Origin of the sequence: Aestuariivirga sp., assembly GCF_041738905.1 — a bacterium.
Lineage (GTDB): Bacteria > Pseudomonadota > Alphaproteobacteria > Rhizobiales > Aestuariivirgaceae > Aestuariivirga.
Genome location: NZ_JBGSOZ010000192.1, coordinates 20041 through 43024, shown reverse-complemented (window position 1 = coordinate 43024; position 22984 = coordinate 20041). Strand labels below are relative to the sequence as shown.

Annotated in this window: 23 protein-coding genes and 1 pseudogene; 7 read left to right on the top strand and 17 right to left on the bottom strand. The window is 62.4% G+C overall.

Annotated elements, in window-relative coordinates; translation table 11 throughout:
- The first annotated feature begins 22 nt into the window (after positions 1-22).
- The 3 genes from ACEW8Q_RS18265 to ACEW8Q_RS18255 are packed head-to-tail and all read left to right on the top strand — an operon-like array spanning position 23 to position 2076.
- Positions 23-964, top strand: a complete 942-nt coding sequence (locus ACEW8Q_RS18265; RefSeq protein ID WP_373505555.1) for a DUF2950 family protein — start codon at positions 23-25, stop codon at positions 962-964.
- The gene (locus ACEW8Q_RS18260) at positions 951-1583 is read left to right on the top strand and encodes a L,D-transpeptidase (protein ID WP_373505488.1); all 633 of its coding nucleotides are present in this window, start codon (positions 951-953) and stop codon (positions 1581-1583) included. Before ACEW8Q_RS18265 ends, ACEW8Q_RS18260 begins: the two co-directional genes overlap by 14 nt.
- Positions 1584-1641: 58 nt before the next feature.
- The gene (locus ACEW8Q_RS18255; RefSeq protein ID WP_373505487.1) at positions 1642-2076 is read left to right on the top strand and encodes a hypothetical protein; all 435 of its coding nucleotides are present in this window, start codon (positions 1642-1644) and stop codon (positions 2074-2076) included.
- A gap of 49 nt (positions 2077-2125) precedes the next feature.
- Here the strand turns inward: ACEW8Q_RS18255 and ACEW8Q_RS18250 are convergent, their stop codons facing one another.
- The 8 genes and pseudogenes from ACEW8Q_RS18250 to ACEW8Q_RS18215 all read right to left on the bottom strand — a co-directional run bounded on the left by ACEW8Q_RS18250 (position 2126) and on the right by ACEW8Q_RS18215 (position 9378).
- Complete coding sequence (locus tag ACEW8Q_RS18250) at positions 2126-3295, bottom strand: patatin-like phospholipase family protein (RefSeq protein ID WP_373505486.1); 1170 nt, start codon at positions 3293-3295, stop codon at positions 2126-2128.
- A 47-nt stretch (positions 3296-3342) separates the two neighbouring features.
- Positions 3343-4104: pseudogene (locus tag ACEW8Q_RS18245) on the bottom strand (transporter).
- A 79-nt stretch (positions 4105-4183) separates the two neighbouring features.
- A complete protein-coding gene (locus ACEW8Q_RS18240; protein WP_373505485.1) occupies positions 4184-4954 on the bottom strand; it encodes a hypothetical protein in 771 nt (256 codons plus the stop codon).
- Between the two features lie 106 nt (positions 4955-5060).
- Positions 5061-5390, bottom strand: coding sequence for a hypothetical protein (locus tag ACEW8Q_RS18235; protein ID WP_373505484.1), 330 nt, complete (start codon positions 5388-5390; stop codon positions 5061-5063).
- Positions 5387-6136, bottom strand: coding sequence for a DUF2092 domain-containing protein (locus ACEW8Q_RS18230; protein WP_373505483.1), 750 nt, complete (start codon positions 6134-6136; stop codon positions 5387-5389). The genes ACEW8Q_RS18235 and ACEW8Q_RS18230 overlap by 4 nt, the downstream gene beginning before the upstream one ends.
- A gap of 293 nt (positions 6137-6429) precedes the next feature.
- Positions 6430-7920 carry a tripartite tricarboxylate transporter permease gene (locus tag ACEW8Q_RS18225; RefSeq protein ID WP_373505482.1) on the bottom strand — a complete coding sequence of 497 codons (1491 nt, stop codon included), beginning with the start codon at positions 7918-7920 and terminating at the stop codon, positions 6430-6432.
- On the bottom strand, positions 7921-8400 hold the full coding sequence (locus ACEW8Q_RS18220) for a tripartite tricarboxylate transporter TctB family protein (protein ID WP_373505481.1): 480 nt from the start codon (positions 8398-8400) through the stop codon (positions 7921-7923). It lies immediately after the preceding gene.
- 9 nt (positions 8401-8409) lie between these two features.
- Positions 8410-9378 carry a Bug family tripartite tricarboxylate transporter substrate binding protein gene (locus ACEW8Q_RS18215; RefSeq protein ID WP_373505480.1) on the bottom strand — a complete coding sequence of 323 codons (969 nt, stop codon included), beginning with the start codon at positions 9376-9378 and terminating at the stop codon, positions 8410-8412.
- Between the two features lie 126 nt (positions 9379-9504).
- Here ACEW8Q_RS18215 and ACEW8Q_RS18210 point away from each other — a divergent pair, with 126 nt between their 5' ends.
- The 4 genes from ACEW8Q_RS18210 to ACEW8Q_RS18195 are packed head-to-tail and all read left to right on the top strand — an operon-like array spanning position 9505 to position 12631.
- A complete protein-coding gene (locus ACEW8Q_RS18210) occupies positions 9505-10179 on the top strand; it encodes a response regulator transcription factor (protein ID WP_373505479.1) in 675 nt (224 codons plus the stop codon).
- Positions 10176-10994 (top strand): sensor histidine kinase N-terminal domain-containing protein, encoded by an 819-nt coding sequence (locus ACEW8Q_RS18205; RefSeq protein ID WP_373505478.1) that lies wholly within the window; start codon positions 10176-10178, stop codon positions 10992-10994. The genes ACEW8Q_RS18210 and ACEW8Q_RS18205 overlap by 4 nt, the downstream gene beginning before the upstream one ends.
- 24 nt (positions 10995-11018) lie before the next feature.
- Positions 11019-11561 carry a sensor histidine kinase gene (locus ACEW8Q_RS18200; RefSeq protein ID WP_373505477.1) on the top strand — a complete coding sequence of 181 codons (543 nt, stop codon included), beginning with the start codon at positions 11019-11021 and terminating at the stop codon, positions 11559-11561.
- Positions 11558-12631: an ABC transporter substrate-binding protein gene (locus tag ACEW8Q_RS18195; protein WP_373505476.1), complete on the top strand. Its 1074-nt coding sequence runs from the start codon at positions 11558-11560 to the stop codon at positions 12629-12631. Before ACEW8Q_RS18200 ends, ACEW8Q_RS18195 begins: the two co-directional genes overlap by 4 nt.
- A gap of 15 nt (positions 12632-12646) precedes the next feature.
- Here ACEW8Q_RS18195 and ACEW8Q_RS18190 read toward each other — a convergent pair whose 3' ends face one another.
- The 9 genes from ACEW8Q_RS18190 to ACEW8Q_RS18150 form a co-directional block, all read right to left on the bottom strand.
- Entirely contained in the window at positions 12647-13477 is an 831-nt protein-coding gene (locus ACEW8Q_RS18190; RefSeq protein ID WP_373505475.1) for a phosphoenolpyruvate hydrolase family protein, read from the bottom strand.
- 67 nt (positions 13478-13544) lie between these two features.
- Positions 13545-14279 (bottom strand): hypothetical protein, encoded by a 735-nt coding sequence (locus ACEW8Q_RS18185; RefSeq protein ID WP_373505474.1) that lies wholly within the window; start codon positions 14277-14279, stop codon positions 13545-13547.
- 116 nt (positions 14280-14395) lie between these two features.
- Positions 14396-15547 (bottom strand): class I SAM-dependent RNA methyltransferase, encoded by a 1152-nt coding sequence (locus ACEW8Q_RS18180; protein WP_373505473.1) that lies wholly within the window; start codon positions 15545-15547, stop codon positions 14396-14398.
- Positions 15548-15607: 60 nt separating this feature from the next.
- A complete protein-coding gene (locus tag ACEW8Q_RS18175) occupies positions 15608-17077 on the bottom strand; it encodes a mannitol dehydrogenase family protein (protein ID WP_373505472.1) in 1470 nt (489 codons plus the stop codon).
- 107 nt (positions 17078-17184) lie between these two features.
- On the bottom strand, positions 17185-18789 hold the full coding sequence (locus ACEW8Q_RS18170; protein WP_373505471.1) for a GMC family oxidoreductase: 1605 nt from the start codon (positions 18787-18789) through the stop codon (positions 17185-17187).
- Positions 18786-19790, bottom strand: coding sequence for an ABC transporter ATP-binding protein (locus tag ACEW8Q_RS18165; RefSeq protein WP_373505470.1), 1005 nt, complete (start codon positions 19788-19790; stop codon positions 18786-18788). The genes ACEW8Q_RS18170 and ACEW8Q_RS18165 overlap by 4 nt, the downstream gene beginning before the upstream one ends.
- Before the next feature lies 1 nt (position 19791).
- Positions 19792-20622 (bottom strand): carbohydrate ABC transporter permease, encoded by an 831-nt coding sequence (locus ACEW8Q_RS18160; RefSeq protein ID WP_373505469.1) that lies wholly within the window; start codon positions 20620-20622, stop codon positions 19792-19794.
- A 4-nt stretch (positions 20623-20626) separates the two neighbouring features.
- Positions 20627-21535 (bottom strand): carbohydrate ABC transporter permease, encoded by a 909-nt coding sequence (locus tag ACEW8Q_RS18155; RefSeq protein WP_373505468.1) that lies wholly within the window; start codon positions 21533-21535, stop codon positions 20627-20629.
- 96 nt (positions 21536-21631) lie between these two features.
- Positions 21632-22933 carry a sugar ABC transporter substrate-binding protein gene (locus ACEW8Q_RS18150; protein ID WP_373505467.1) on the bottom strand — a complete coding sequence of 434 codons (1302 nt, stop codon included), beginning with the start codon at positions 22931-22933 and terminating at the stop codon, positions 21632-21634.
- Between the last annotated feature and the right edge of the window lie 51 nt (positions 22934-22984).

The window sequence follows — 22984 nt, the reverse complement described above, 5'->3', positions numbered from 1 at the left end:
GACAGAGGACAAGATCATGACCATTCAAAAGACATTCTCGCTGGCGCTCGTGGGTGCCGCCCTGCTGTTCGGCTCGGTATCCATGCCGGCGATCAGCCTCGCTGCCGAACCCGGCGTCGAGGAATATGTCGGCGAGGTGCCGACGGCCTTCGCCAACCCGGAAGACGCCATGGCCGCGCTCAAGGCAGGGCTGGACGCCACCGATGTCGACGAGCTGGCCAAGCTCCTCGGCCTCGAACCCGCAAAGCTGAAATCGGCCGAAGGGCTTGCCGACCGGCTTGCCGAAATCAAGGACGGCGCTTCCGAACTGATCACGATCGAGAGCGATGGCGACACGCGGATCATCAGCATCGGCCGGGAGGTCTGGCCCTTCCCCTTCCCGGTGGTGAAGGGCGATGACGGCAAGTGGTCGTTCGATACCTATGCCGGCCTCGAGGAAATCGTGAACCGCCGCGTCGGCGAGAACGAGCTTCAGGCCATCGCCACCGCCCGCCTCTATGTCGAAGCCCAGCGGGACTACGCCGCCGAGGACCGCGACGAGGACGGCGTTCTCGAGTTTGCACAGAAGCTCATCAGCAGCGAGGGCACCATGGACGGCCTCTACTGGCCGATCGAGCAAGGCGACGGAACCAGCCCTCTCGGGCCTAACCTCGATGAGGCGGCGCTTGACAAGGCCGCGCAGGGCAAGGGGTACTTCGGCTACAAGTACCGGATCCTGCAAGAGCAGGGCGACAATGTCGCCGGTGGAAAATACAATTTTGTCATCAATGGCAACATGATTGCAGGTTTCGGCCTGATCGCCTACCCTGCGAACTACCCTTTTTCGGGAGTGAGCACTTTCGTGGTCAATCATGCGGGAATCGTCTACGAGAAGGATCTTGGCGATGACACCGCTGCCGTCGCCGACAAGATTGTATCGTTCGACCCTGACAATACGTGGGAAGTCGTGAATGAAGAACCCTGATTCCTATCCGTTTTCGCCGGTCCGCCGCTCCCTTCTTCTGGGGGCGGCGTCTGCCGTTCTGGCGGCCCCCTTCGCCGGCACGGCACTTGCCGATGCATCGGATGATCCTTATCCGCTGCCAAAATTCAACTACAGCAAGCTGCCGGAGGCGTTCCGGCCGGCGGTTGTGAACTACACGGGCCGGCAGTGGCCAGGGACCGTGATCGTCGATACGCCGAAGCGCCAGCTCTACCTCATTCTCGAGGGCGGCAAGGCCATGCGCTGGGGATGTGCCGTCGGCAAGGACGGTTTCCGCTGGGCAGGGCTTGCCGACATCGGGCGCAAGGTGATGTGGCCGCGCTGGACACCGCCGAAGGAAATGATCGCACGCAACCCCGATATGGCAAAATGGGCAAACGGCATGCCGGGTGGACCGCAAAATCCATTGGGCGCGAGGGCGCTCTACCTGTTCCAGAACGGCAATGACACATTGTTTCGCATTCACGGGACGACCGACCCCATGTCGATCGGCAAGAATGCCTCGTCCGGCTGCATTCGCATGGTGAATCAGGATGCCGTCGAACTTTACCGTCGCGTGCCGGTCGGATCACGCGTCGTGGTGCTTGCAGAGGGCGTCTGACAGGCGACGGACGGGGGCGGGACGGCAGGGCCCGCGCAGTGCTTCAAGGGGATATGGGATGGCGACTGGGCAGAGACTGATTTCGTGGTGGGCGGTTGCGCTCGTTGCAACCGTCATTTCCGGGTGTTCGTCCGGCAGCACGCCGGCACCCGATCTTCCGTCAACAGATCCGGTGGTCACGGCGCCGATCGCGCCCTTGCCCACCGGGCCGATGACCGCGGCCGACATCACCAAGGCCCTGAGCGAGCGCAAGTTCAGCTACAGCAGCGCTAGCCGCAAGGGCACGGTCACCTACTACAACGATGGAACATTCGCTTACCAGGAAACCGGCAAGGGCGAAGGCACGGGGCTCTGGCAGGCCTCCAATGGCAAGCTCTGCGAAGCCCGCAATCCGACCAGTTTCCTGCCCAAGGGAACGCCTTCCGTGTGCAGTCCGATCACATCCGATGGAAGCCGGATGACCGTCGGCTCCACACAGCTCATCCCGCTCTGAGGCGGCTCCAGACGCGCCGGGCCTGCCAGGCCCGGAGTCCCGACAACCGTCACGGCGGCTGTGTCTTCCAGGGAATGCCATTTCTTCCCATAGCGTAGCCGACTTCGAACAGTTTGTTCATGTAACCCGGATCGAACGGCTTTGGCTCCGTCAGGGTGAAGGTCTCCGGGATCCAGATCACCTTGAAGGCCATGCCATCACGCTGGGCGTTGGAATACATGCGGTAGAGGTCGCCGATGCCCTGGGTCTTGATCAGTGAACTGATCGATTTTCCCACGATCGCGGCCAGCCTGGGCTTCACCACGCTGTATTGCGGCGTCACCCTGCCGTTACGCAGGACATAGAGCGTCCTGTTGCGCTTGACGCCCGAGGACTTGTCTACATCCTTCACCGAGAAGTTCGACGGGAACAGGAAGGCCTGGTTGCTGGTGCCGCCATCGACGTGCATTTCATCGAAGGTCTCGCCATCCGCCACGACCTTGATGTTCACTGGCGGAAACACGCCCGGGATCGAAGCCGACGCGACGAGCAGGTCCTGAATGAGCCTCTTGCGCGACGGCATCTGGCTCGACGCGATGGCGCCGATGTCCCAGACGACAGGGCGTTCGGCATCGAGGTTCGTGGTGCCGACCAGGAGCCTGCGCCCGCGTGCATGCTCGCGGGCGATTTCGACCAGCATCTGATCGGTGACGTAGCGCGCGACCAGCTGGCGGAGCGGCGTGTTGTCAGCGACGGACTCCGAACCGATGATGCCGAAGACGCTTTTCTTCTGGTAGATGTCCTCGCCGGAGACTTCCGTATATGCGGCCTTCAGACTTTGGTCATAGGGAGGCCCCAGAAATGCGAAGGGCGCAATCAGCGATCCGGTGCTGATGCCGGTGACGACCGTGAATTCGGGCCGTGTGCCCGTGGACGTCCAGCCGGACAGCACGCCAGCACCGAACGCGCCGTCGCTGCCGCCGCCCGATACCGCGAGGAAACTGCGGTTGAGACTGGTGTTGCCCGAAGCCTTCTGCTGGGCAGCGATGAGTGCCACGGTCACGGGATTGATCCCGTCGGGATCATCGCCCCAGTACCTGATCTTCGAGTACCCCGGAACGGTCGTGCTCGACAGCAACGTTTCCGGCACCGGCGAGCGCAAGGACTCGACCGTGGGGCCGGCACATGCGGCGAGGCCAAGACTGGCCATCGCCACGAGAACAAGACTGCGAATGTTCAATTCAACACGACCAGATCATCAAGTGCAGATCAGGAGGGTATACCCCACTACTTGGGAAACAGGAAGGTGACGGCAAGCCGCGCACCCCATCCCTCGGGACCTGCATTGCCGGGGGACACGGCCCAGTATCGAACCCCGGCCGTAAAGCTGACCGGCTGCTTGTCGAAATGCACCAGCTTGCCCACCATCGCGTTAACAGGAACCGACCACTGGTGATTTTCCCAGTCATAAGTGGATTCGGTATTCAGCGTGAAAGTCCACGCATCCTTTGTCGTGTTGGAAATGAAGGGTTGAAGGAATGTGGCATTGATATCCGGGTCGTTCCCGTTTCCCGCCACCGACCATATCTGGTTGACCAGCGCGCCGATGGTCCAGCCATCGCCTTGCCAGAGCGCCACCGCAGTCGGGCCGATGCCCCACTTCTCGGGCCCGAGGAGCTCGTCGGTGCTGGTGGGCAAGTAGAGCACCGGCCCCACACCCCAGGTCAGGCCGTTCACGGTTTTGGCCGGTGAGAAGAACAGGCTCTGGACAGTATTGCCGAGGCCGAGTTGCCCGTGTGCCCCCGGGAAAATCTCGTCCTACGAGATCACCGGCACGATGGTGCGGGAAATCAGGTTCCAGTCATCGTTCAGCGAGAAAGGGATGACTGGCTGCACGTTCATCAGATACTGCTCGCCATCCTCAGCAGGTCCGATCCCAGAATTGTAGTTTCCCTGGAAGGGCACACTGATGAGAGTCGCAAGCGGATTTGACAATTGCTTGGCCAGTTCCTGGGAATCATCTTCCGCCATCGCCGGCCCAGCGGCCATCAGGGCTGAGAACACAGCGACCGCGCAGAATTGAATCTTCATGGCAGAAACCTCAAGAACGTCTGTCAGCAGTCAGTCGTCAGAACTGGAAGGCGCCGCCAAACACCGGTCCCTGTTGAACCATGTCATAGGTGAAGCCATCGTTACTGTAGTCGACGCTGACGGCGCGATAGCCTGCAAACATCGAGAAACTATCATTGAACTTGTAGCCGCCGCCGCCGAACACGTCCCACATGAGGTCGGACGATACACCGAAACCGCCGATCATTCCCCAGCCGGCAATATAGAACTCGGGCGTGAGATCAGCCTTGAACTTGGCGCCGACGAGCGGATCGACCCATGTCGCGCCATCGCCGAAGTTGCGGCCATCGAGCAATCCGCCATTCACATCGAGATCCAGATCGGCAGACCAGAGACGGGCGCCGGCGACGGCATCGATACGAGCCGTATCCGTTTCGAAGATGCTGTATCCGCCGACAACCGTTCCCATGAACAGTGTCGAGGACACGTCGATATCGTTGGCAATGATGCCCTTCGGCGTATTCACTTCCGATCCCAGAACGGTATAGGCGACATCCATGCCGATGCTGAATGGTCCATTGCGCGCCTCGCTGACGGCCATGATCGAAAACTCGAGATTTTCCAGAATATCGGAGAAGCTCATGTCGACATCCTGCACGGGGAGACCGAAGGCGCCGGCCTTGCCGTTCAGGCCGGAGGCCCAGAGATAGGGTGCGACGGTGAAGGTCCAGTCGCTCGTATCGGTAGGCGCAATATCGGCGGCATGAACGGTTGCCGAGAAGGCCAGCATGCTGCCCAGCGCCACGGATGAAAGGAATGTGCGGCCCATCTGCTTATCCCCTGAGAGAGTCTTGTCTTTCGTATAAGCGGGAGTTGAAACGTCCCTTCCCGCCTTTGCCTGGTCTGACTGCTATCCGCGAGCGCCGCGCGGAAAATCAGTCGAATGTCACCTGAATGTAGACGTTACCAGACTTCTGGTAGTAGAGGCTACCGCAACGATAGGCATTGTAGCCATAGTAAGGACCATAGACGCAGCCCGCCGGGAGCACGGCCACGCTGTAGGCCGTCCGCCGGATCACGCGGCGCGTGGTGCGGCGGGCGACTCCTGCGCCGCTCACGGGTGTCAGCGGCCTGCCAACGCGCGCCTCGGCATCGGACGCCAGCTTGAAAAATCCGATGCTGACCTGCTGACCGGCAAGTTCGATTTCGCCGGCGCCGAACAGCAAGGCGAGGCCCGCGATGGCCAGCTTGACTGAAGACCTCATTGTGCGTCTCCTTCTTCTGCCAGGGTTGGAATCTCATCAAGTGCCGGAAGATCGCCGATCTCGACCTGCTTCGCATCGCCCGTCTTGAGCTGGAAGTCGTCGGACGCGACATCCGCGCCGTCCTTCCAACTGGTGACGGTTACGGAATAGGATGGCGCAAGGGCCGTCATCTTGCTGGTGATGGTGAATTTGCAGGGGCGCGGCTTTTCGCCCTGCGATATCCACAGTTCCCAGTCGGTATCCCGCGTACGGAAAGCCAGGTGATCGCACTGCTGACCACTGATCACGCCCGTGCCGAGATCCTTTGCATCCGTGACATTCGACATCATCATGTCGAATGGATTGGACGACAGAAGATCGGCCGCCGGCGCCTCGATCCCGTATTCGAGACGAAGCGCGTCGATGAGTTCGTCGACGCTGCCCTCGAGTGGCACCTTCGTGTAAACGTTCAAGCCCTTGCCCAGCAGCCCCACGGTCTTGCCGTCGAATGCAAGCTCGACGTCGGAATAGCCCCCGGTGCGGGTGACACGCAACTTGTCAGGCCGGGCAAGCGTGAGCGAACCCGACGCCGCAAAGCCAACCTTCTGAAGTTCGGCCGTCACTATTTCCAGATTGGAATCATAAGTGAAGAAAATGGCTTGTTGCGACACGAGGTTGTCCGCCATCGCCTTGAACAGTTCCCTGGCGCTGTTCGGTTCTTCCGCCTGCGCGGGAACAAACATCGCCAGCCCAATGGCGCCAGCCATGACTGCGGTCGCAATGGATCGCCGCAGACTAACCCGTGTAATCCTGTTCATTTTCCACCCCCCGCAAAATCGATCCAGTCCTGCCAGACACTGTCTCGCCCAGCACCAAAGCTACGCGGGCCATCCAGTTTCCTTTTGGCAGAATCAGCAAGCAACATTGTCTGACAATAGTCAATTGCAGGAGGGGCAGTTTGCTTTTTCCCGACAGCCTGATCACCCGTAGGGCCGACAGGATCTGGCCAGCCGCCAAGTGTCATGGGCCTGTTCCGGCCGGGACAAAAAGCCTCAACCCGTCAGACGTTGCGCCGGCGAACCATGCGAATCAGGGGCGGCAGCACCACGACCAGGGTTGCAAGCAACAGCAGGACCGCGGAGATGGGATGCGTCACGAACACGCTCGGATCGCCCTGGCTAATCGACAGCGCGCGGCGGAACTGCGCCTCCGCAATCGGTCCGAGGATCAGCCCGATGATACAGGGCGCGACCGGAAAATCGTGCCGCCGCATCAGGAAGCCGATGATGCCGACGATGAACAGCAAGACGAGATCGAAGGGGGAATTGCTGAGGCTGTAGACGCCGAGTGTGGAGAACACCAGGATGCCGCCGTAAAGCAGGGGCTGCGGAATGCTGAGCAGCTTTACCCAGAGGCCGACGAGCGGCAGGTTCAACACCAGCAGCATGACGTTGCCGATGTAGAGGCTGGCGATCAGCCCCCAGACCAGCGTCGAGGAGCCGGAGAACAGCAGAGGGCCGGGCTGGAGATTGTATTGCTCGAAGGCCGCCAGAAGGATGGCCGCCGTGGCTGACGTGGGCAATCCCAACGCGAGCAGTGGCACGAGAACGCCCGCGACCGCCGCATTGTTGGCGGCCTCGGGGCCGGCGACACCTTCAATGGCACCTTGGCCGAATTCTTCCGGTTTCTTCGCCAGTTTCTTTTCAAGGAAGTAGGACAGGAAGGTTGGGATTTCGGTGCCGCCTGCCGGCAAGGCGCCGAAAGGGAATCCGAGAGCGGTGCCGCGCAGCCAGGGCTTCCATGAGCGCCGCCAGTCTTCCGCCGTCATGAAGAGCGAGCCCTTGATGGGCAGGATGACGGCCTCGCGCAGATGCCGCTGTGATGCCATGAACAACGCTTCACCTACGGCGAAGAGGCCGACGGCCACCACGACGATATCGATGCCGCGCAGCAGGCTGGGATAACCGAAGTACAGCCGCGGCTGCCCCGTCAGGATGTCGGTTCCGACGAGCCCGAAGGCCAAGCCGAGGAAGAGGCTCGACACGCCACGGCTCAAGGAGGCACCCAGCAGCACCGAGACGGTGGTGAAGGCCAGAACCATGAGCGCGAAGTACTCGGCAGGCCCGAAGAGCAGCGCCATCTTCACGAACACGGGTGCGAGGAACGTGAGCATCAGTGTGCCGAGCGTACCCGCGACGAAGGAACCGATGGCGGCGGTCGAGAGTGCCGCAGCGCCCCTGCCCTTTCTTGCCATCAGGTTTCCCTCGACGGCTGTCATGATCGAGCCCGACTCGCCCGGCGTGTTGAGCAGGATCGAGGTCGTGGAACTGCCATACATGGCGCCATAGTAGAGGCCGGCAAACATGATGAAGGCACCGGTCGGATCGAGATTGCGCGTAACCGGCAGCAGCAGCGCAATGGTGAGTGCCGGGCCAATGCCGGGCAGGATGCCGATCAGGGTTCCCAGCGTGACGCCGACGAGCGACCACATGATGTTGATGGGCGTGAGGGCGGTGGCGAAACCGTCCATGAGGGCCAGCAGCGAATCCATCTAGAGCAGCCCTTTCAGAATGCCGGGTGGCAGTTGCAGCCCAAGCCCGTATCCAAACCCGATATAGGCCGCGAGGCTGAGGGCCAGGCCGATGAGGACGTCGCGAAGATAACTGCGGCTGCCGAAGGCGAATGCCACCGCCGTGAAAAGCATGGCCCCTGCGGGAACGAACCCCAGCGGCTTCAGAAGATTGAGATGGGCGATGAGCGCCACCGCGATGATGGCAACGCTTCTCCACTCGGTCGGGTGTTGTTCCGCCTCTTCGTCGGTTTTCACGCCGCGCCAGGCTTGCCATGCCACGGCGAGGCCTGACATGAACAGACCAATGGCAATGACAGCAGGAAAAACCTGCGGACCGACGCGGGCATAGCTCGGCGGCACCTGCATGTGCGCGGCGTCGAGACCGATGACACCTGCGAGAGTTATGAGCCCGAGGCCGATCGCGAGACCGGCCCCGGAAATCTTTCGTGCGGAGTTCATGACTGCCGCTTACTGGATGAGGCCGATGCCCTTCAGCACGTCGGTCGTCAGCGCGTTCTCAGCCGCGATGAGCTTGCCGAAATCGTCGCCCGCGAGATAGAGGTCGGTCCAGTTCTTGTCGGCCAGAACCTTCTTCCAGCCTTCGCTCTTGACCGTCTGGTCGACGGCGTCGAGCAGCGCCTTCTTCGAGGCATCGTCCAACTCCGGCGGGGCCATGACGGCGCGCCAGTTGGCGAGTTCGACGGCCACACCCTGTTCCTTCAGCGTCGGGATGTCGATTCCGGGCTGACGTTCAGCCGAGGAAATTCCGAGCGCCCTGAGTTCACCCGACTTGATCTGGCCCGACCATTCGCTGTAGCCCGAGATGCCAGCCACGACGTGGCCGCCCATGATGGCCGCAAGGGCTTCACCGCCGCCCGAGAAGGGAACATAGTTGAGCTTCGCCACGTCGGCGCCCGCTGCCTTGGCGACAAGTCCCGCCAGGATGTGATCCGTGCCGCCGGCAGAACCGCCGCCAATGGCGACCGCGCCGGGATCGGCCTTCAGCTTGGCCACGAGGTCGGCCATGGTCTTCAGCTCGGATGCCGCGGGAACCACGATCACTTCATATTCGCCGGTGAGGCGGGCGATGGGGGTGGCCATGTCGAGCGTGACGGGGGACTTGTTGGTGAGGATGGCGCCCATCATGACGAGGCCATTGACCATGAGGACGTTGCCCTTGCCCTTTTCCTGATCGACGAGCTGGGCGAGGCCGACGGTGCCGCCGGCTCCCGGAACGTTCTCAACCGTGACGCCCTTGGCGCCATTGGCAGTCATGACATCGGCCAGCGAACGGGCGGTCTGGTCCCAGCCGCCGCCGGGCTTAGCGGGCGCGATGATACGAAGATCATCCACGGCATAGGCGGGTGCGGCGAAGCTGAAGGCGCCGAGGACGGCCCCAAGGGCCATAGCGCTGACGAGACGGCGATACCTGTTCATTTGAAACTCCCATTGGTTGAACATGATCTTGTCCGGCCGTCTTGACGCGGCCTTGCTCTGCCATCGGCAGGTGTTGCTGCTGGTCTTAGGCTTGCAACCTGTCATCAGCCTGTCATTCTGGCCGCCATGCGCATTCTGGTCGTGGAAGACACTGTCGATGTAGGGGAAGCGATCGTGGCGTCGCTGGACCGGCTCGGCCATGCCGTAGACTGGCAGCGGACGGGGCCGGATGCCGAGGCCGCCCTCAGGGTCCAGTCCTATGACCTGGTGGTGCTCGACGTGATGCTGCCCGGCAAGGACGGTTTCGCGGTTCTGGAGGGTTTGCGCGCCGCCGGGATCGCGGCACCCGTTCTGGTGCTCACTGCGCGTTCGGAAATCGACGACAGGGTGACGGCGCTTGATCGTGGGGCAGACGACTATCTGGTGAAGCCTTTCGACTTCCGCGAACTCGAAGCCCGCGTGCGTGCCCTGTTGCGGCGGCCCGGCGGATCGGCGCTGCCCCGGGTTGAATTGGGAGATGTGGTGCTTGACCAAGTGTCCCGCAGTGTGAGTGTCGGCGGACGAACCGTAAGCCTGACCCGCCGCGAGATTGCGCTTTTGGACATCCTGATGAGCCGTCCGCAAAAGGTCTTCACCAAGGCCGAGCTTCTCGACCAGCTCTTCGGCTTTGACCAGGACCCCGGCGAGAACGCCGTCGAACTCTATGTTGCGAGACTGCGCCGCAAGCTGCAGCCTGCGCGCATGGAAATCCGGACATTGCGGGGACTGGGCTATCAGGCCGTGACAACCGATACGCCATGACACGCCAGCCTCCATCGCTGTTCTGGCGCCTCATGGCCGCCATCTCGCTGGTGCTCATGGCGGGCGCCGCGGCACTTGCCTATGCGGCCTACAACTATGCCCACACCGCTGCCGACGACGCCTATGACAAGCTTTTGCTGGGCGCTGCTTCACAAATCAGCGAGACGGTGCGGCTGGCCGATGGCGAAATGACCACCGACATTCCCGTCTCGGCCTTCGAGACCTTGTCGGTGTCGCACCAGGAGCGCGTGTTCTATCGTGTGTCTGGTCCAGGAGGCAGCCTGGTGACAGGCTATCCGGATCTGGATGTTCCCCGAGTTCACTACCGGCCGGGCCCAGAACCGCAGCTGTGGAACTCTACTTACAAGGACTTTCCCATCAGGGCTGCCGCCGTCTGGCATTATGTATCCGAGCCCGGTCTTGCAGGGTGGGTGACCGTGGTGGTGGCGCAGACCCGCGATGCGCGCGAGGCTCTCGCCCGCGACCTCACCATCCGCGCGATGCTGCTGCTCGGCATTATGAGCGTCATCGCGCTTGCCGGCAGCGCCGTGGCGATCCGCTATGCCTTGCGGCCGCTGCATCGCATCGAAGATGCGCTGGGCGCGCGCGATCCCAACGATCTCACACCTCTGGACATGCAGGTTCCCGCCGAGATCGAGGAACTCGTCCAGGCCATCAACCGCTTCATGGAGCGGCTGTCAAAACGCATGGACAGCCTGCAGGGCATGATCGCGGACGCCGCGCACCAGCTACGCACGCCGATCACCGCGCTGTCCGCACAAGTCGACCTGTTGCATCACGAGACGGTGCCGTAGCGCCGCAAAGGGCAGATCGAGCGTGTGGCAGCGCGCACCGCACAGATCGGAAGACTGGTCAGCCAGTTGCTGAGCCATGCCATGGTAAGCCACCGCGCCCAGAGCATGACGGCTGAACGCGTGGACCTGCGCGACGTGCTGGCGCTGGCCCTGTCCGATGCCGTTCCGGCCGCCATGCCGCGCGACATCGCGGTCGAGACCGATGCAGGCGAGGTTCCCGTGCTCGTCAGCGGCGATGCGCTGAACCTGCGCGAGGCGGTTCGCAATATCATCGAGAATGCCGTGCATCACGGTGCACGCACGCGGATCGTTGCCAGCGTCCGGCGGGATGGCGAGGAGAGCTCGATCGAGATTGCCGATGACGGTCCCGGCATTCCGCCGTCGCAATGGGCGGATGCGGTGCGCAGGTTCTATCGCGTCACGCAGGATGGCCCGGGGTCCGGGCTGGGGCTTGCCATCGCATCGGATGTGGTGCGGGGGCATGGCGGAACGCTGTCCTTCGCCATGCGTGGCGACGGCCTCTTCAGTGTACGGATCACATTTCCCGGGTCATCGGTGAAGCCATGAAGAGAATCATCATCCTTGCGGCGGCGACCCTTCTTCTCATGCATGGCAGCGTGCTTGCGGGCACCGCATACGACTTCCCGGCGGTAGGTCAGGCGAGCACCACTCTGAGGGTGGAGGGCTCGGGCGATATCGAAGCGATCGCGCCGCTCATCCGCGATTTCCAGGCGATGCAGCCAGGACTGTCCATCACCTATGTCGACAGCCTCACCAACGAACTCTATTCAACGCTCGAGCTCCAGTGCAACAAGGGCGAGATCACCGCCGACCTCGTGTTCTCCTCGTCCGCCGACCACATGGTGAAGCTCGCCAATGACGGTTGCGCACAGCCGCATCAATCGAACGAGACGCGGCGCCTTCCGGATCATGCGGTCTGGCATGACGAAGTATTCGGCTTCACCTTCGAGCCCGCCGTCATCGTCTACAACCGCGACCTCGTGCCCCCGGCCGACGTGCCGTCATCGCGCGACCAGCTGGTCGAATTGCTGCGGCGCCGCGCGGCGGAATACATGGGCCGCGTCGGCACCTATGACATCGCGCGCTCGGGGATCGGCTATCTCTTCGCCTTCTTCGACGCCCAGCAGTCGAGCGCCTTCGGGCGGCTGCTCGAAGGGCTGGGCCGCGCGCAGGCGAGGCTTTACTGCTGCACCGGGGAACTGCTCGACGACATCGCATCGGGCAAGATACTCATCGGCTACAATCTGCTCGGCTCCTATGCCTACGGCCGTCTCAAGGCAGGCGCGCCCATCGGGATCGTCCTGCCGCGCGATTATACGCTGGTGCTGACTCGCGCCGCCTTCGTGCCAAAGCACGCGGCAAATCCACAGGCCGGAAAGCGCTTTCTCGACTACCTGGTTTCGGTGCGCGGCCAGCATGTGGCCGCACAATCGGCCTTCTTCTTCGCCTATGGCCAACCGCTACCCGATGGCGTGGAGGCCATGGACCCCGACGTACAGTCCGGCATCTACCGCCCGATCGGGATTGGCCCGTCGCTTCTGGCCGTCACCGACAGCCAGAAGCGCAATCGGCTTCTCGACGAGTGGCGGGATGTATTCCCGGCAGCGGGAGAGTGATGTCCGCCCGGCGGTTCAGAAGCTGATGGCCTTGAACGTCTTCGTCTGCTCCACCAGCGCCACCTCGGTCGGCAGGCGCTCCATCGATGAGGCGCCATAGAAGCCGTGGCAGTTGCGGGTGTTCTTGAGGATGAACTCGGCATCCGCAGGCATCGACACCGGCCCGCCATGAACGATCACGATGGCGTCCTTGTTCACCTTCAGCGCGGCTGCGGCCCATTCATCGACCAGAGCCGGGCACTGTTCGAGCTTGAGCGACGTCTTCGAGCCGATGGAGCCGCCGGTGGTCAGGCCCAGATGGCAGACGATGATGTCGGCGCCGGCACGCGCCATGGCCTCGGCCTCGCCGGCGTTGAAGACGTAAGGCGTGGTCAGCATGTCCTTGGAGTTGGCAAGCTTGATGAGATCGACTTCCTGGCCATAGGAATGGCCGGTTTCTTCAAGATTGGCGCGGAATGTGCCGTCGATGAGCCCCACGGTCGGAAAGTTCTGGATGCCCGAGAAGCCCACGGCTTTCAGGTCGTCGAGGAACTTGTCGAAGATGCAGAAGGGATCGGTGCCGTTCACGCCTGCGAGTACGGGCGTGTGCTTCGTGACGGGAAGCACCTCTCGCGCCATCTCCATGACGATGTCGTTGGCATTGCCATAGGCGAGGATGCCGGAAAGGGATCCGCGTCCCGCCATGCGGTAACGGCCTGAATTGTAGATGACGATGAGATCGATGCCGCCCGCTTCTTCGCACTTGGCTGACAGGCCCGTGCCCGCTCCTCCGCCCACGATGGGAATGCGGCGGCGCTTCATGTCCTGAAACTTCTCCATCAGGGTCTTGCGTTCAAAGCGCGGCACGGGGTCTCTCCTTCAAAATGACAGGCCCGCTCTATAGCAGCTTCACTACAGGAACCAACGGGTCGCTTCAGCCGCCTGCGGTCAGGGCTGCCTGCTTGCCGGTGCAGACCGGCGGCAGCGGCGCGCTGCCGAACCACAGCTCGAAGGTGTTGGGCCGCACGTTCTTCGCACCCGACCAGCGGCCGGCGAGATTGACCACGTCGATCTCGAAACCCATGCCCCTGAGCCAGCCTGCGATCCGCTCGGCCTTCCCGACATCCTCGTCCTTCATGGCCCGGATCTCGTTCACCTTGCCGTCCCATTTCGCGAGCGCGATCGAGGGTACGGTGATGAGGGCGCCGTCATTGTCCTTGAGCGATGCAAGAAGCTTCGAGAAGCAAGCCCGCTGCTGTTCGTTCTGCACGCTGACGAACACGCGCGAGGGCAAGCGACCGACCGCCTCGGTAAAGACCTGCTCCACGCTGTCGTTCACCTGGGCGGCCTTCACCAGGGCGCGCTCCATGGCGCCGAGCAACTGCGGGTCCGCCGCGTTGTTCGCATATTCGAGCTGCGCCGCCACGAATTCCACCGGTACCTTGTCGTTCTTCAAGAGGTACTCGAACATGGCGACGCCGTATTTCTGGCGCTCCGGCTTGTCGTCGCTCACAAGGTCGATCATGGTCTTGAGGTCGTTCACGTTCTGCTGCCAGCGCGTGTAATAGAGGCCGGTGCCCGCGATGGTGAGCGGGATCATGATGGATGCGGTGGTCTGGATCGCAAAATCGCGGAAACCGCGGCGGCGTTCCTTCGAATCGGACGACATGGTGGGTCCCCAGGCTGCAAAGTCCCGGTCTCACCAGCGGAATGCAGCAAAACCGTGACGCGCAGGATGCCGTAGCTGCCCGGTCTGCCCGGACTTGTCCAGATGCTAGATCTGGTTCACGAGTTGACAGGTGCCGCAGTCATGTCGACTGCCCCAGCCAGGGGCCCGGTCTGGAACAGCAGGACCTTGAGGCCGCCATGCGACACGGGGCGGGCGGGCGGCGCGAATGGCAGGCCCGTCGAGCGGGCGAGCGCCACCTCCGTCGTGATCAGCCCGACGCGCCAGCCCGAAAAGCGGGATTTGAGCGTATGACCCAGCGCGCCATAGAGCGCGTGAAGCTCTGTCTTGTCGCCGATCCTGTCGCCGAAGGGTGGATTGACGATGACGAGTCCGGGTGGTCCTTCGGGCGGGACCAGATCGCTGATTGCCTGCTGCTTGAATTCAGTGAAACCTGAAACACCCGCGCGCTTGGCATTGGCGCGGCTCATGCGGATAGCGCCCGCATCCCGGTCGCTTCCGTAGAATCGCAGGCCGGGTGTCACGGCCTGCCCAGCATCGCGCATCCGCTGCCAGGCCTCGGCATCGAAGTTCGCGAGCTGCTCGAAGGCGAAGTGCCGCGAGCGGCCCGGATTGAGTCCCGCCGCAATCTCAGCCGCCTCGATCACGAAAGTGCCTGAGCCGCACATCGGATCGACGACGGGTTCGGTTCCCTTGTAGCCGCATTGCCGCAGAAAGAGCGCGGCCAGGGTTTCTCGCATCGGCGCCTTGCCGATCGCCTCCTTGTGGCCGCGCTTGTGAAGGGAGCCGCCGGAGCTATCGATGCTGATCGTACAAAGATCATCCTCGATCCGCGCCTTGATGCAGACATCGGCATCAGCCGAAACAGGAGCGCCCAGTTCCTCGCGGATTGCCGTTTCGATCCGCTGGGCTGCGGCGTCCGAATGATAAATGCGGGATTTCCGGCATGATGCCTCGACACGGAATGGCACGTCGGCACGGAGCGTGTCGCGCCACGGGAACTTTCGCGCCCGCTTGTCGAGTTGGGCGAGATGAAGCACGCGGAACTGTCCGATGCGGGCGAGCACGTGGCCCGCCCCCCGGAGTTCAAGATTGGCCCGCCACACCTCCGCCCATGTGCCGCGGACTTCAACACCACCCGCCACGATCTTCGGCTTGGCAAAGCGCCGCGCGCGGGATTCCTCGCACAGCACGGCCTCCAGCCCCGGAGGAGCCATCAGGAAAATCTCGAAATCGGGTGTGGACGTCATGCACGCCCGCTTAACCGGAATTCCTTCCGGCATCGACAAGTTTCTCCGTGTGGCTCCCTGCTAGACCGACAGGAAGTCCGACATGGCGCGCGCGGTGCCTTTCGACCAGATGTCCGACAGGCTGCGCGAGAAGGCCGAGCGGAAAACCGGCGACTGCGCGACGTCTCCATAGACGTCATCCATCGAAAGCCAGGCCAGCGGATCGGTTGCGGCCTTGCCGGCGAGGACCTTCAGGCGGTCCCAGTTCGGGTCACCCGCCGTGATGTCCTTGCCACTCTCCGACTTTCCGAAACAGTGCCTGCACCAGAGGGCAGACTCGAAGGCCAATGCGTCGATGCTGCCGCCCGCCTTCAGCCGGTCGCGCACCACAGGCACGATGAACTTTGGCTGGCGGTTCGATCCGTCGAAGGCAAGCCGCGGGATCGTGTCGCCGATCTTCGGGTTGGAAAAGCGGCGGCGGATCAGTTCATAGTATTCCGCAAGCACGACACCCGGCACGGGCGGCACCGTCGCCATGATCTCCTCGCGCTCGATCTTCGCGAAGAAGGCGCCGACCAAGGGATGGTTCATGGCATCGTGCACGAAGTGAACGTCGAGCAGGCTGCCCGGATAGGCTATCGCTGCATGCCCGCCGTTGAGGATGCGGATCTTCATGAACTCATAGGGCGTCACATCCGGCACGAACTGCACGCCGACATCTTGCAACGCTGGCCGGCCGTTGCAGAAATTGTCCTCCAGCACCCACTGGATGAATTCCTCGCAATAGACCGGCCAGTTGTCCTCGATGCCGAAATCATCCGAGAGGAGCTTCCGCTCACGGTCGGTCGTCGCGGGCGTGATGCGGTCAACCATGCCGTTCGGGAATGCGGCGTTGTCCTCGATCCAGTGGGCAAGACCAGGATCATAAAGACGCGCCACGCCCGCAACAGCGTTCCGCGCCACCGCGCCATTGTGAGGAATGTTATCGCAGGACATGACGGTGAATGGCTTTATCCCCGCTTCGCGGCGCCGCTTGAGGCCCAGCGCCACAAGCCCGAAGACGGTCGAGGGATCGTCAGGGTTCTTGCCGTCCTGCGCGATCTCGGGGAAGTCCGGATTGAAGCTGCCCGTGGATGGATCGATGAAATAGCCGCCCTCGGTGACGGTGATCGAAACGATTCGGATCGCCGGATCGGCGAGCCTTGCAACGATCGCCGCCTTGTCTTCCGGCGGAACGAAATCGATCATGGCAGCGGTCACGCGGGCCTTGCTCGTATGAGCCTCCTGTTCGACCACTGTCGACAGGAAGTCCTGTGCGCGAAGGGCGTCGTGCATCTGCCGGTCGGCCGCCCTCACGCCCGTGCCCACGATGGCCCAGTCATGATCCATTTCTGCATTGAAGAGCTGGTCGAGATAGACCGCCTGATGCGCGCGGTGGAAATTGCCCACACCGAAATGCAGGATGCCGGCCTTGAGCGAGGAGGCCTCGTAGTTTGGGACCGCGATGTCGGGGCGGAGCAGCGGGAGATTGGCGCGTGATAGTCTCGTCATGTCAGCTCATCCAGTTTCCGCCGTCGACGTTAAGGGTCTTGGTCATGATGTAGTCGCTCCCGGTGCTGACCTTCCTGCCTTTCAACCGCATCTGCGAATATCCCCGTTCACAGGAAGGTCATGGCCTTGTCGGCCAGGGCCATGGTGGGAGCGTTGGTGTTGCCGGAGGGCACGAAGGGCATGGCGGACGCATCAATCACCCTCAAGCCGTCGATGCCGCGGACCTTGAGCTTCGCGTCAAGCACGGCCATTGCATCGCCATCCGGCCCCATGCGGCAGGTGCCAACGGGGTGCCAGTTGGTTTTCACCGTGCGGCGGCAATGCCCGGCGAGCTGCTCATCGCTGGTGGCGTCCTTGCCGGGCAGCATTTCATGCGTGATCCGCGAGAACAGAGGTTTTGCACGCAAGATGTCACGCGCATAGCGCAGCCCCGCGATCTCAAGCCGGAGATCGTCGGGTTCAGCGAGATAGTTGTTGTCGACCACCGGCTTGTCGAAGGGATTGGCAGACCTGAGCCGCACGGTGCCGCGCGACTTCGGCCTCAGTAGGCAGGCATTGAGCGTCACGCCATCTTGCGGCGTCACACCCTTCACATCGCCATCGAGATAGACCGCGGGCACGCAGTACATCTTTATCGTGGGCCGTTCGCCGCCCTCAGGATCAAGATAGGCGCAGGCCTCGACGCCGACACTCGCCACCGGACCCGAACCGAACAGAAGGTACTGGATGCCATTTCGAATTGCCTTCAGGCCGCGGTCTTCGCCGAAATAGCCGAAGTGCCCATTGGTGGCCGCAACCACGGGAACTTCGTGATGGTCCTGCAGGTTCTCGCCCACACCCGGAAGATCATGAAGAACCCTCACGCCTGCGGCCGCGAGATGCGCCGCGGGCCCGATGCCCGACTGCATCAGGATCTTCGGCGTGTTGTAGCTGCCTGCCGCCATGAGGACTTCGCCGTCGCAGCGCGCGACCTTCTCGGTGCCCGCCTTGATGTAGGCTACTCCCACGCAGCGGCCATTCTCGATGACAAGCCGCGAGACCGTGCAGTCCGTCTCGATCGTCAGCTTCGGATTGCCCATGACCTGCGACAGGAAGGCGTCGATGCCGTTCCAGCGCCTGTTGCGCCACGTCGTGTATTGCATGGTGCCGACGCCACGCTGGCGCGCGCCATTGAAATCAGCATTCAGGGGAATGCCCATGCCTTGAACGGCGAGGATATAATCCTCCGTGATCTGACAGATGGCACCAGTGGTCGAGACGTGCAGCGGCCCGTCAACGCCGTGCCACTCGTCATGGAACTGATGGTTATATTCGAGCCCCCGGAAATGCGGCAGCATGTCCCTGAAGGCCCAGCCGCTGCTGCCACCGAGAAACCGGTCCCAGTTGTCATAGTCTTCGTGCTGGCCGCGCGTATAGACCATGGCATTGACGGCCGAGCCGCCGCCAAGAATGGCGGCCTGGCCCACGGCGGGCGTGCGTCCGTTCAGGTGCTTCTGCGGCACCGGCTGGTGCATTTCCACGATGGGACTGCCGCGAATGCCTTTCATCCAGCCTGCCGGCATGGGAAGGAAGTATGCGGAAAGGCCTGACGCCTTCGCGGGTCCGCGCTCCAAAAGCAGCACGCGGGCTCCCTTGTCCTTCACGAGACGCCATGCCGACACGCAAGCAGCCGAGCCGCCACCGACGAGGATATAGTCGAAACCGGCTGTCACGCGCGGATGACCTTGCCTGCCTCGTCGAAGCGATGAATGCGCGCCTCCTGCGGCGTGATGCCGATGCGGTCGCCGGGCTTGCCCCGGAAGTCACCCGGAGCCCTCACCACGAGCTTCTCGTTGCCGTCTCTTTCAACATGAAGAAACGTATCGGCGCCGAGATGTTCGGTCAGAACGATCCGGCAAGGCCAGCCGGCGCCCTCGGCCACGATGTCGATGTGTTCGGGGCGGATGCCGATGGTCCTGGCGCCGCGCTTCGAGGCCTCTTCTCCGCCAATGAAATTCATTTTTGGCGAACCGATGAAGCCGGCGACGAACAGCGAATCCGGCTTGTGGTAGAGATCGAGGGGGGAGCCCACCTGCTCGATGTTGCCCCGGTTCAGGACGACGATCCGGTCGGCCATGGTCATGGCTTCCACCTGATCGTGGGTCACATAGATCATCGTGGCGCCCAGCTCCTGGTGAAGCTGCATGATCTCGACACGCATGTTCACGCGCAAGGCGGCATCGAGGTTCGACAATGGTTCATCGAAAAGGAAGCCCTTGGGCTGGCGCACGATGGCGCGGCCAATGGCAACGCGCTGGCGCTGGCCGCCCGAAAGCTGGCGCGGCTTGCGGTCGAGGTATTCCGTCAGGTTCAGCGTGGCCGCCGCCTTCGTCACCTTGGAGTCGATCTCGTCCTTTGGCATGCCCGCCATCTTGAGGCCGAAAGCGATGTTGTTCCTCACGCTCATGTGCGGATAAAGCGCATAGGACTGGAACACCATCGACAACCCGCGCTTGGCGGGCGGCACGTTCGAGACATTTTCGCCATCGATCAGGATTTCGCCGGAGGTCAGGTCTTCGAGACCCGCGATCAGCCGCAGCAGCGTGGACTTGCCGCAGCCCGAGGGCCCCACGAAGACGACGAATTCGCCGTGGCCGATGTCGAGGTTGGCGCCGGGAATGATGACGGCATCGCCGAAGGCCTTGCGGACATTCCTGAGAGAAATCGTGCCCATTTTACTTCACTGCTCCGAATGTGAGACCGCGGACGAGCTGCTTCTGTGCGAACCAGCCTAGCACCAGGATCGGCGCGATGGCCATGGTGGAGGCCGCCGAGAGCTTGGCCCAGAACAGGCCCTCGGGGCTCGAATAGGATGCGATGAACTGGGTGAGCGGCGCGGCATCCTTGGTGGTGAGGCTCAAGGTCCAGAACGCCTCGTTCCAGGCCAGGATGATGTTCAGCAGCACCGTGGATGCGATGCCGGGCACCGCCATGGGGGCGAGCACATAGATCAGCTCCTTGCCCACCGATGCGCCATCCATGCGCGAGGCCTCGAGGATCTCGGCCGGGATTTCCTTGAAGTAGGTATAGAGCATCCAGATGATGATCGGCAGGTTCAGCAGCATCAGCACCGTGATGATGCCGCCCCTCGTATCGAGAAGGCCCAGGTCGCGGAAGATGAGGTAGAGCGGGATCAGTGCGCCGACCGGTGGCATCATCTTGGTGGAGAGCATCCACATCAGGATGTCCTTGGTATACTTGCCGGGCGCGAAGGCCATGGCCCAGGCCGCCGGAATGGCGACCACCAGCGCGAAGAGCGTGGAGCCCAGCGCCAGATAGACCGAGTTCATCGCGAACTTGAAGTAGTTCGAGCGCTCCTGCACGACGGCATAGTTCTCGGTCGTCCAGTCGAAGAACAGGAACTGCGGCGGGATCGCTGCGGCGTCGCCCTCGCTCTTGAAGCTTGTCAGGAAGGTCCAGAGAATCGGGAAGAAGATGATGAAGGCAATGCTCCAGGCGAGTGCCGTGAAGAAAACCCTGCGGCGTGTCGATACTGCGCGTGCCATGGTGTCATCCCTCCAGGTTCTTGCCGATCATGCGCATCAGGAAGAAGGCCACGATGTTGGCGAGCACGACGGCCACGATGCCGCCTGCCGAAGCACCACCGATGTCGTTCGACAGCAGGCCGTACTGATAGACGAGGAACGGCAGGTTGCCTGCACGGCCGCCCGAGCCCGAGACATAGATCTCGGCGAAGATATTGAGCAGGAAGATCGTCTCGATCAGGATCACGACCGTGATGGGCCGCGCCAGATGCGGCAGGACCATGTACCAGAAGAAGGAGAGCGGCGGCGTGCCGTCCATCTGGGCTGCCTCCTTCTGTTCCTCGTCGAACGATTGAAGCGCCGTGAGGATGATGAGCGTGGCAAAGGGCAGCCATTGCCAGGACACCATGATGACGATGGCCGTCATCGGGTAATGCGCGAACCAGTCGATGGCGCCGAGCCCCAGCGACTTGGTGATCCAAGCCAGGAAACCCTGCACCGGGTGCATCATCATGTTCTTCCACACCAGCGCGCTGACCGTGGGCATGACGAAGAAGGGCGCGATCACCATGAGGCGGACAAAGTTCCGGCCGTAGATCGCCTGGTCCAGTAGAAGTGCCAGAAGCGTGCCACCGGCGACGCTGATGGCGATGACCCAGCCGACCAGCATCAGTGAATTGCGCATGGCCTTGAAGAAGGCCGGATCGGTCAGGAAGTAATAGTAGTTCGTGGTGCCGGCAAAGCAGCGGTTCGCCTCATCGAGAAGCTGGCCGGGCGTCATGAGCGAACAGGCCGGATTGGGGTCGAGCAGGTTGTAGCGGAGGAAGGAGAACCAGATGGTCATGCTCAAGGGCACGATCATCCAGAGAAAGAGCGCAATCACCGAAGGTGCGACAGCAATCCTGCCAATTGCGCGTGTCTGCTGCGTTGCCATGACAATGCCCCGACAAATGCGTTGATGAAAGCGTGAGGGGAAATGGCTGCCCGGGATTTGAAGCCGGGCAGCCCAAGTTGCCGCTGGGAGGTTCGGTTACTTGATGTAACCCGCTTTTGTCATTTCGCGTATCGCCACGTCCTGTGCTTCCGCGAGCGCTTCGTCAGCCGTCTTTTCGCCGGCAAGAGCCGCCGAGAAGATCTGGCCGACCGTCGTCGCCAGGCCCGCGAACTCGGGGATGGCCACGAACTGCACGCCGACATAGGGCACCGGCTTGACGGTGGGCTTGGTCGGGTCAGCCGAGTTGATCGAGTCGAGCGTCATCTTGGCAAACGGGACCTTCTGGTACTCGGGGTTCGCATAAAGCGAGGTGCGCGTGCCCGGGGGAACGTTGGCCCAGCCTTCCTTCGAGGCGACGAGTTCGGTGTAGGCCTTGGAGGTGGCCCAGCCGATGAACTTCTGCGCGGCTTCTTCCTTCTGCGTGCCGGCGGGGATCGCGAGCGACCACGCCCACAGCCAGTTACCCCGCTTGCCGAGGCCATTGTCGGGGGCGAGCGCGAAACCCACCTTGTCGGCGACCTGCGAGTCCTTCGGGTTGGTCACGAAGGATGCCGCCACCGTGGCGTCGATCCACATGCCGCACTTGCCCGAGTTGAACAGTGAGAGGTTCTCGTTGAAACCGTTGGAGGAGGCTCCGGGCGGGCCCGATTCCTTCATCAGGTCGAGATAGAAGTTCAGCGTGTCCTTCCACTCCGGCTGGTCGAACTGGGGCTTCCAGTTCTCGTCGAACCAGCGGGCGCCGAAGGAGTTGGAGGTGGCCGTCAGGAAGGCCATGTTCTCGCCCCAGCCGGCCTTGCCGCGCAGGCACACGCCGTAGATTTCCTTGTCCTTGTCGGTGATCTTGGCGGCGATCTCCTTGACGTCCTTCCAGGTCGGCGCGTCCGGCATCTTCATGCCTGTCGCCTCGACCAGATCCGTGCGGTACATCACCATCGAGCTTTCGCCATAGAAGGGCGAGGCCATCAGCTTGCCGTCGACGGTGAGGCCGCCCGACATGGCGGGCAGCAGGTCCGCCGGATCGTCGACCATGGTCAGCGGCACGAGCCAGCCCTTCTTGCCCCAGATCGGAACTTCGTAGGTGCCGATGGTGAGCACGTCGAACTGGCCGCCCTTGGCGGCGATGTCGGTCGTGACCTTCTCGCGGAGCACGTTTTCTTCGAGCGTCACCCACTCGAGCTTGATGTCCGGGTTCTTGGAGGTGAAGTCCTCCGTCAGACCCTGCATGCGGATCATGTCGCCGTTGTTCACGGTGGCGATTGTCAGGGTGGTTTCAGCGAAGGCGGTGGTTGCGAGCGCCGCGAACGCCACGGCGCCGATCACGCCGGAAAGTAGCTTCATGTGGATCCTCCCATAGGACGTTGAGCAATTATTTGCCCATGATGAGAGCAT

Excerpts from the sequence above, each read along its gene's own strand:
- ACEW8Q_RS18260 (WP_373505488.1), top strand. The coding sequence starts at position 951 with ATGAAGAACCCTGATTCCTATCCGTTTTCGCCGGTCCGCCGCTCCCTT.
- ACEW8Q_RS18255 (WP_373505487.1), top strand. The coding sequence starts at position 1,642 with ATGGCGACTGGGCAGAGACTGATTTCGTGGTGGGCGGTTGCGCTCGTT.
- ACEW8Q_RS18240 (WP_373505485.1), bottom strand. The coding sequence starts at position 4,954 with ATGGGCCGCACATTCCTTTCATCCGTGGCGCTGGGCAGCATGCTGGCC.
- ACEW8Q_RS18235 (WP_373505484.1), bottom strand. The coding sequence starts at position 5,390 with ATGAGGTCTTCAGTCAAGCTGGCCATCGCGGGCCTCGCCTTGCTGTTC.
- ACEW8Q_RS18230 (WP_373505483.1), bottom strand. The coding sequence starts at position 6,136 with ATGGCTGGCGCCATTGGGCTGGCGATGTTTGTTCCCGCGCAGGCGGAA.
- ACEW8Q_RS18225 (WP_373505482.1), bottom strand. The coding sequence starts at position 7,920 with ATGGATTCGCTGCTGGCCCTCATGGACGGTTTCGCCACCGCCCTCACG.
- ACEW8Q_RS18220 (WP_373505481.1), bottom strand. The coding sequence starts at position 8,400 with ATGAACTCCGCACGAAAGATTTCCGGGGCCGGTCTCGCGATCGGCCTC.
- ACEW8Q_RS18215 (WP_373505480.1), bottom strand. The coding sequence starts at position 9,378 with ATGAACAGGTATCGCCGTCTCGTCAGCGCTATGGCCCTTGGGGCCGTC.
- ACEW8Q_RS18210 (WP_373505479.1), top strand. The coding sequence starts at position 9,505 with ATGCGCATTCTGGTCGTGGAAGACACTGTCGATGTAGGGGAAGCGATC.
- ACEW8Q_RS18205 (WP_373505478.1), top strand. The coding sequence starts at position 10,176 with ATGACACGCCAGCCTCCATCGCTGTTCTGGCGCCTCATGGCCGCCATC.
- ACEW8Q_RS18195 (WP_373505476.1), top strand. The coding sequence starts at position 11,558 with ATGAAGAGAATCATCATCCTTGCGGCGGCGACCCTTCTTCTCATGCAT.
- ACEW8Q_RS18185 (WP_373505474.1), bottom strand. The coding sequence starts at position 14,279 with ATGTCGTCCGATTCGAAGGAACGCCGCCGCGGTTTCCGCGATTTTGCG.
- ACEW8Q_RS18180 (WP_373505473.1), bottom strand. The coding sequence starts at position 15,547 with ATGACGTCCACACCCGATTTCGAGATTTTCCTGATGGCTCCTCCGGGG.
- ACEW8Q_RS18175 (WP_373505472.1), bottom strand. The coding sequence starts at position 17,077 with ATGACGAGACTATCACGCGCCAATCTCCCGCTGCTCCGCCCCGACATC.
- ACEW8Q_RS18165 (WP_373505470.1), bottom strand. The coding sequence starts at position 19,790 with ATGGGCACGATTTCTCTCAGGAATGTCCGCAAGGCCTTCGGCGATGCC.
- ACEW8Q_RS18160 (WP_373505469.1), bottom strand. The coding sequence starts at position 20,622 with ATGGCACGCGCAGTATCGACACGCCGCAGGGTTTTCTTCACGGCACTC.
- ACEW8Q_RS18155 (WP_373505468.1), bottom strand. The coding sequence starts at position 21,535 with ATGGCAACGCAGCAGACACGCGCAATTGGCAGGATTGCTGTCGCACCT.
- ACEW8Q_RS18150 (WP_373505467.1), bottom strand. The coding sequence starts at position 22,933 with ATGAAGCTACTTTCCGGCGTGATCGGCGCCGTGGCGTTCGCGGCGCTC.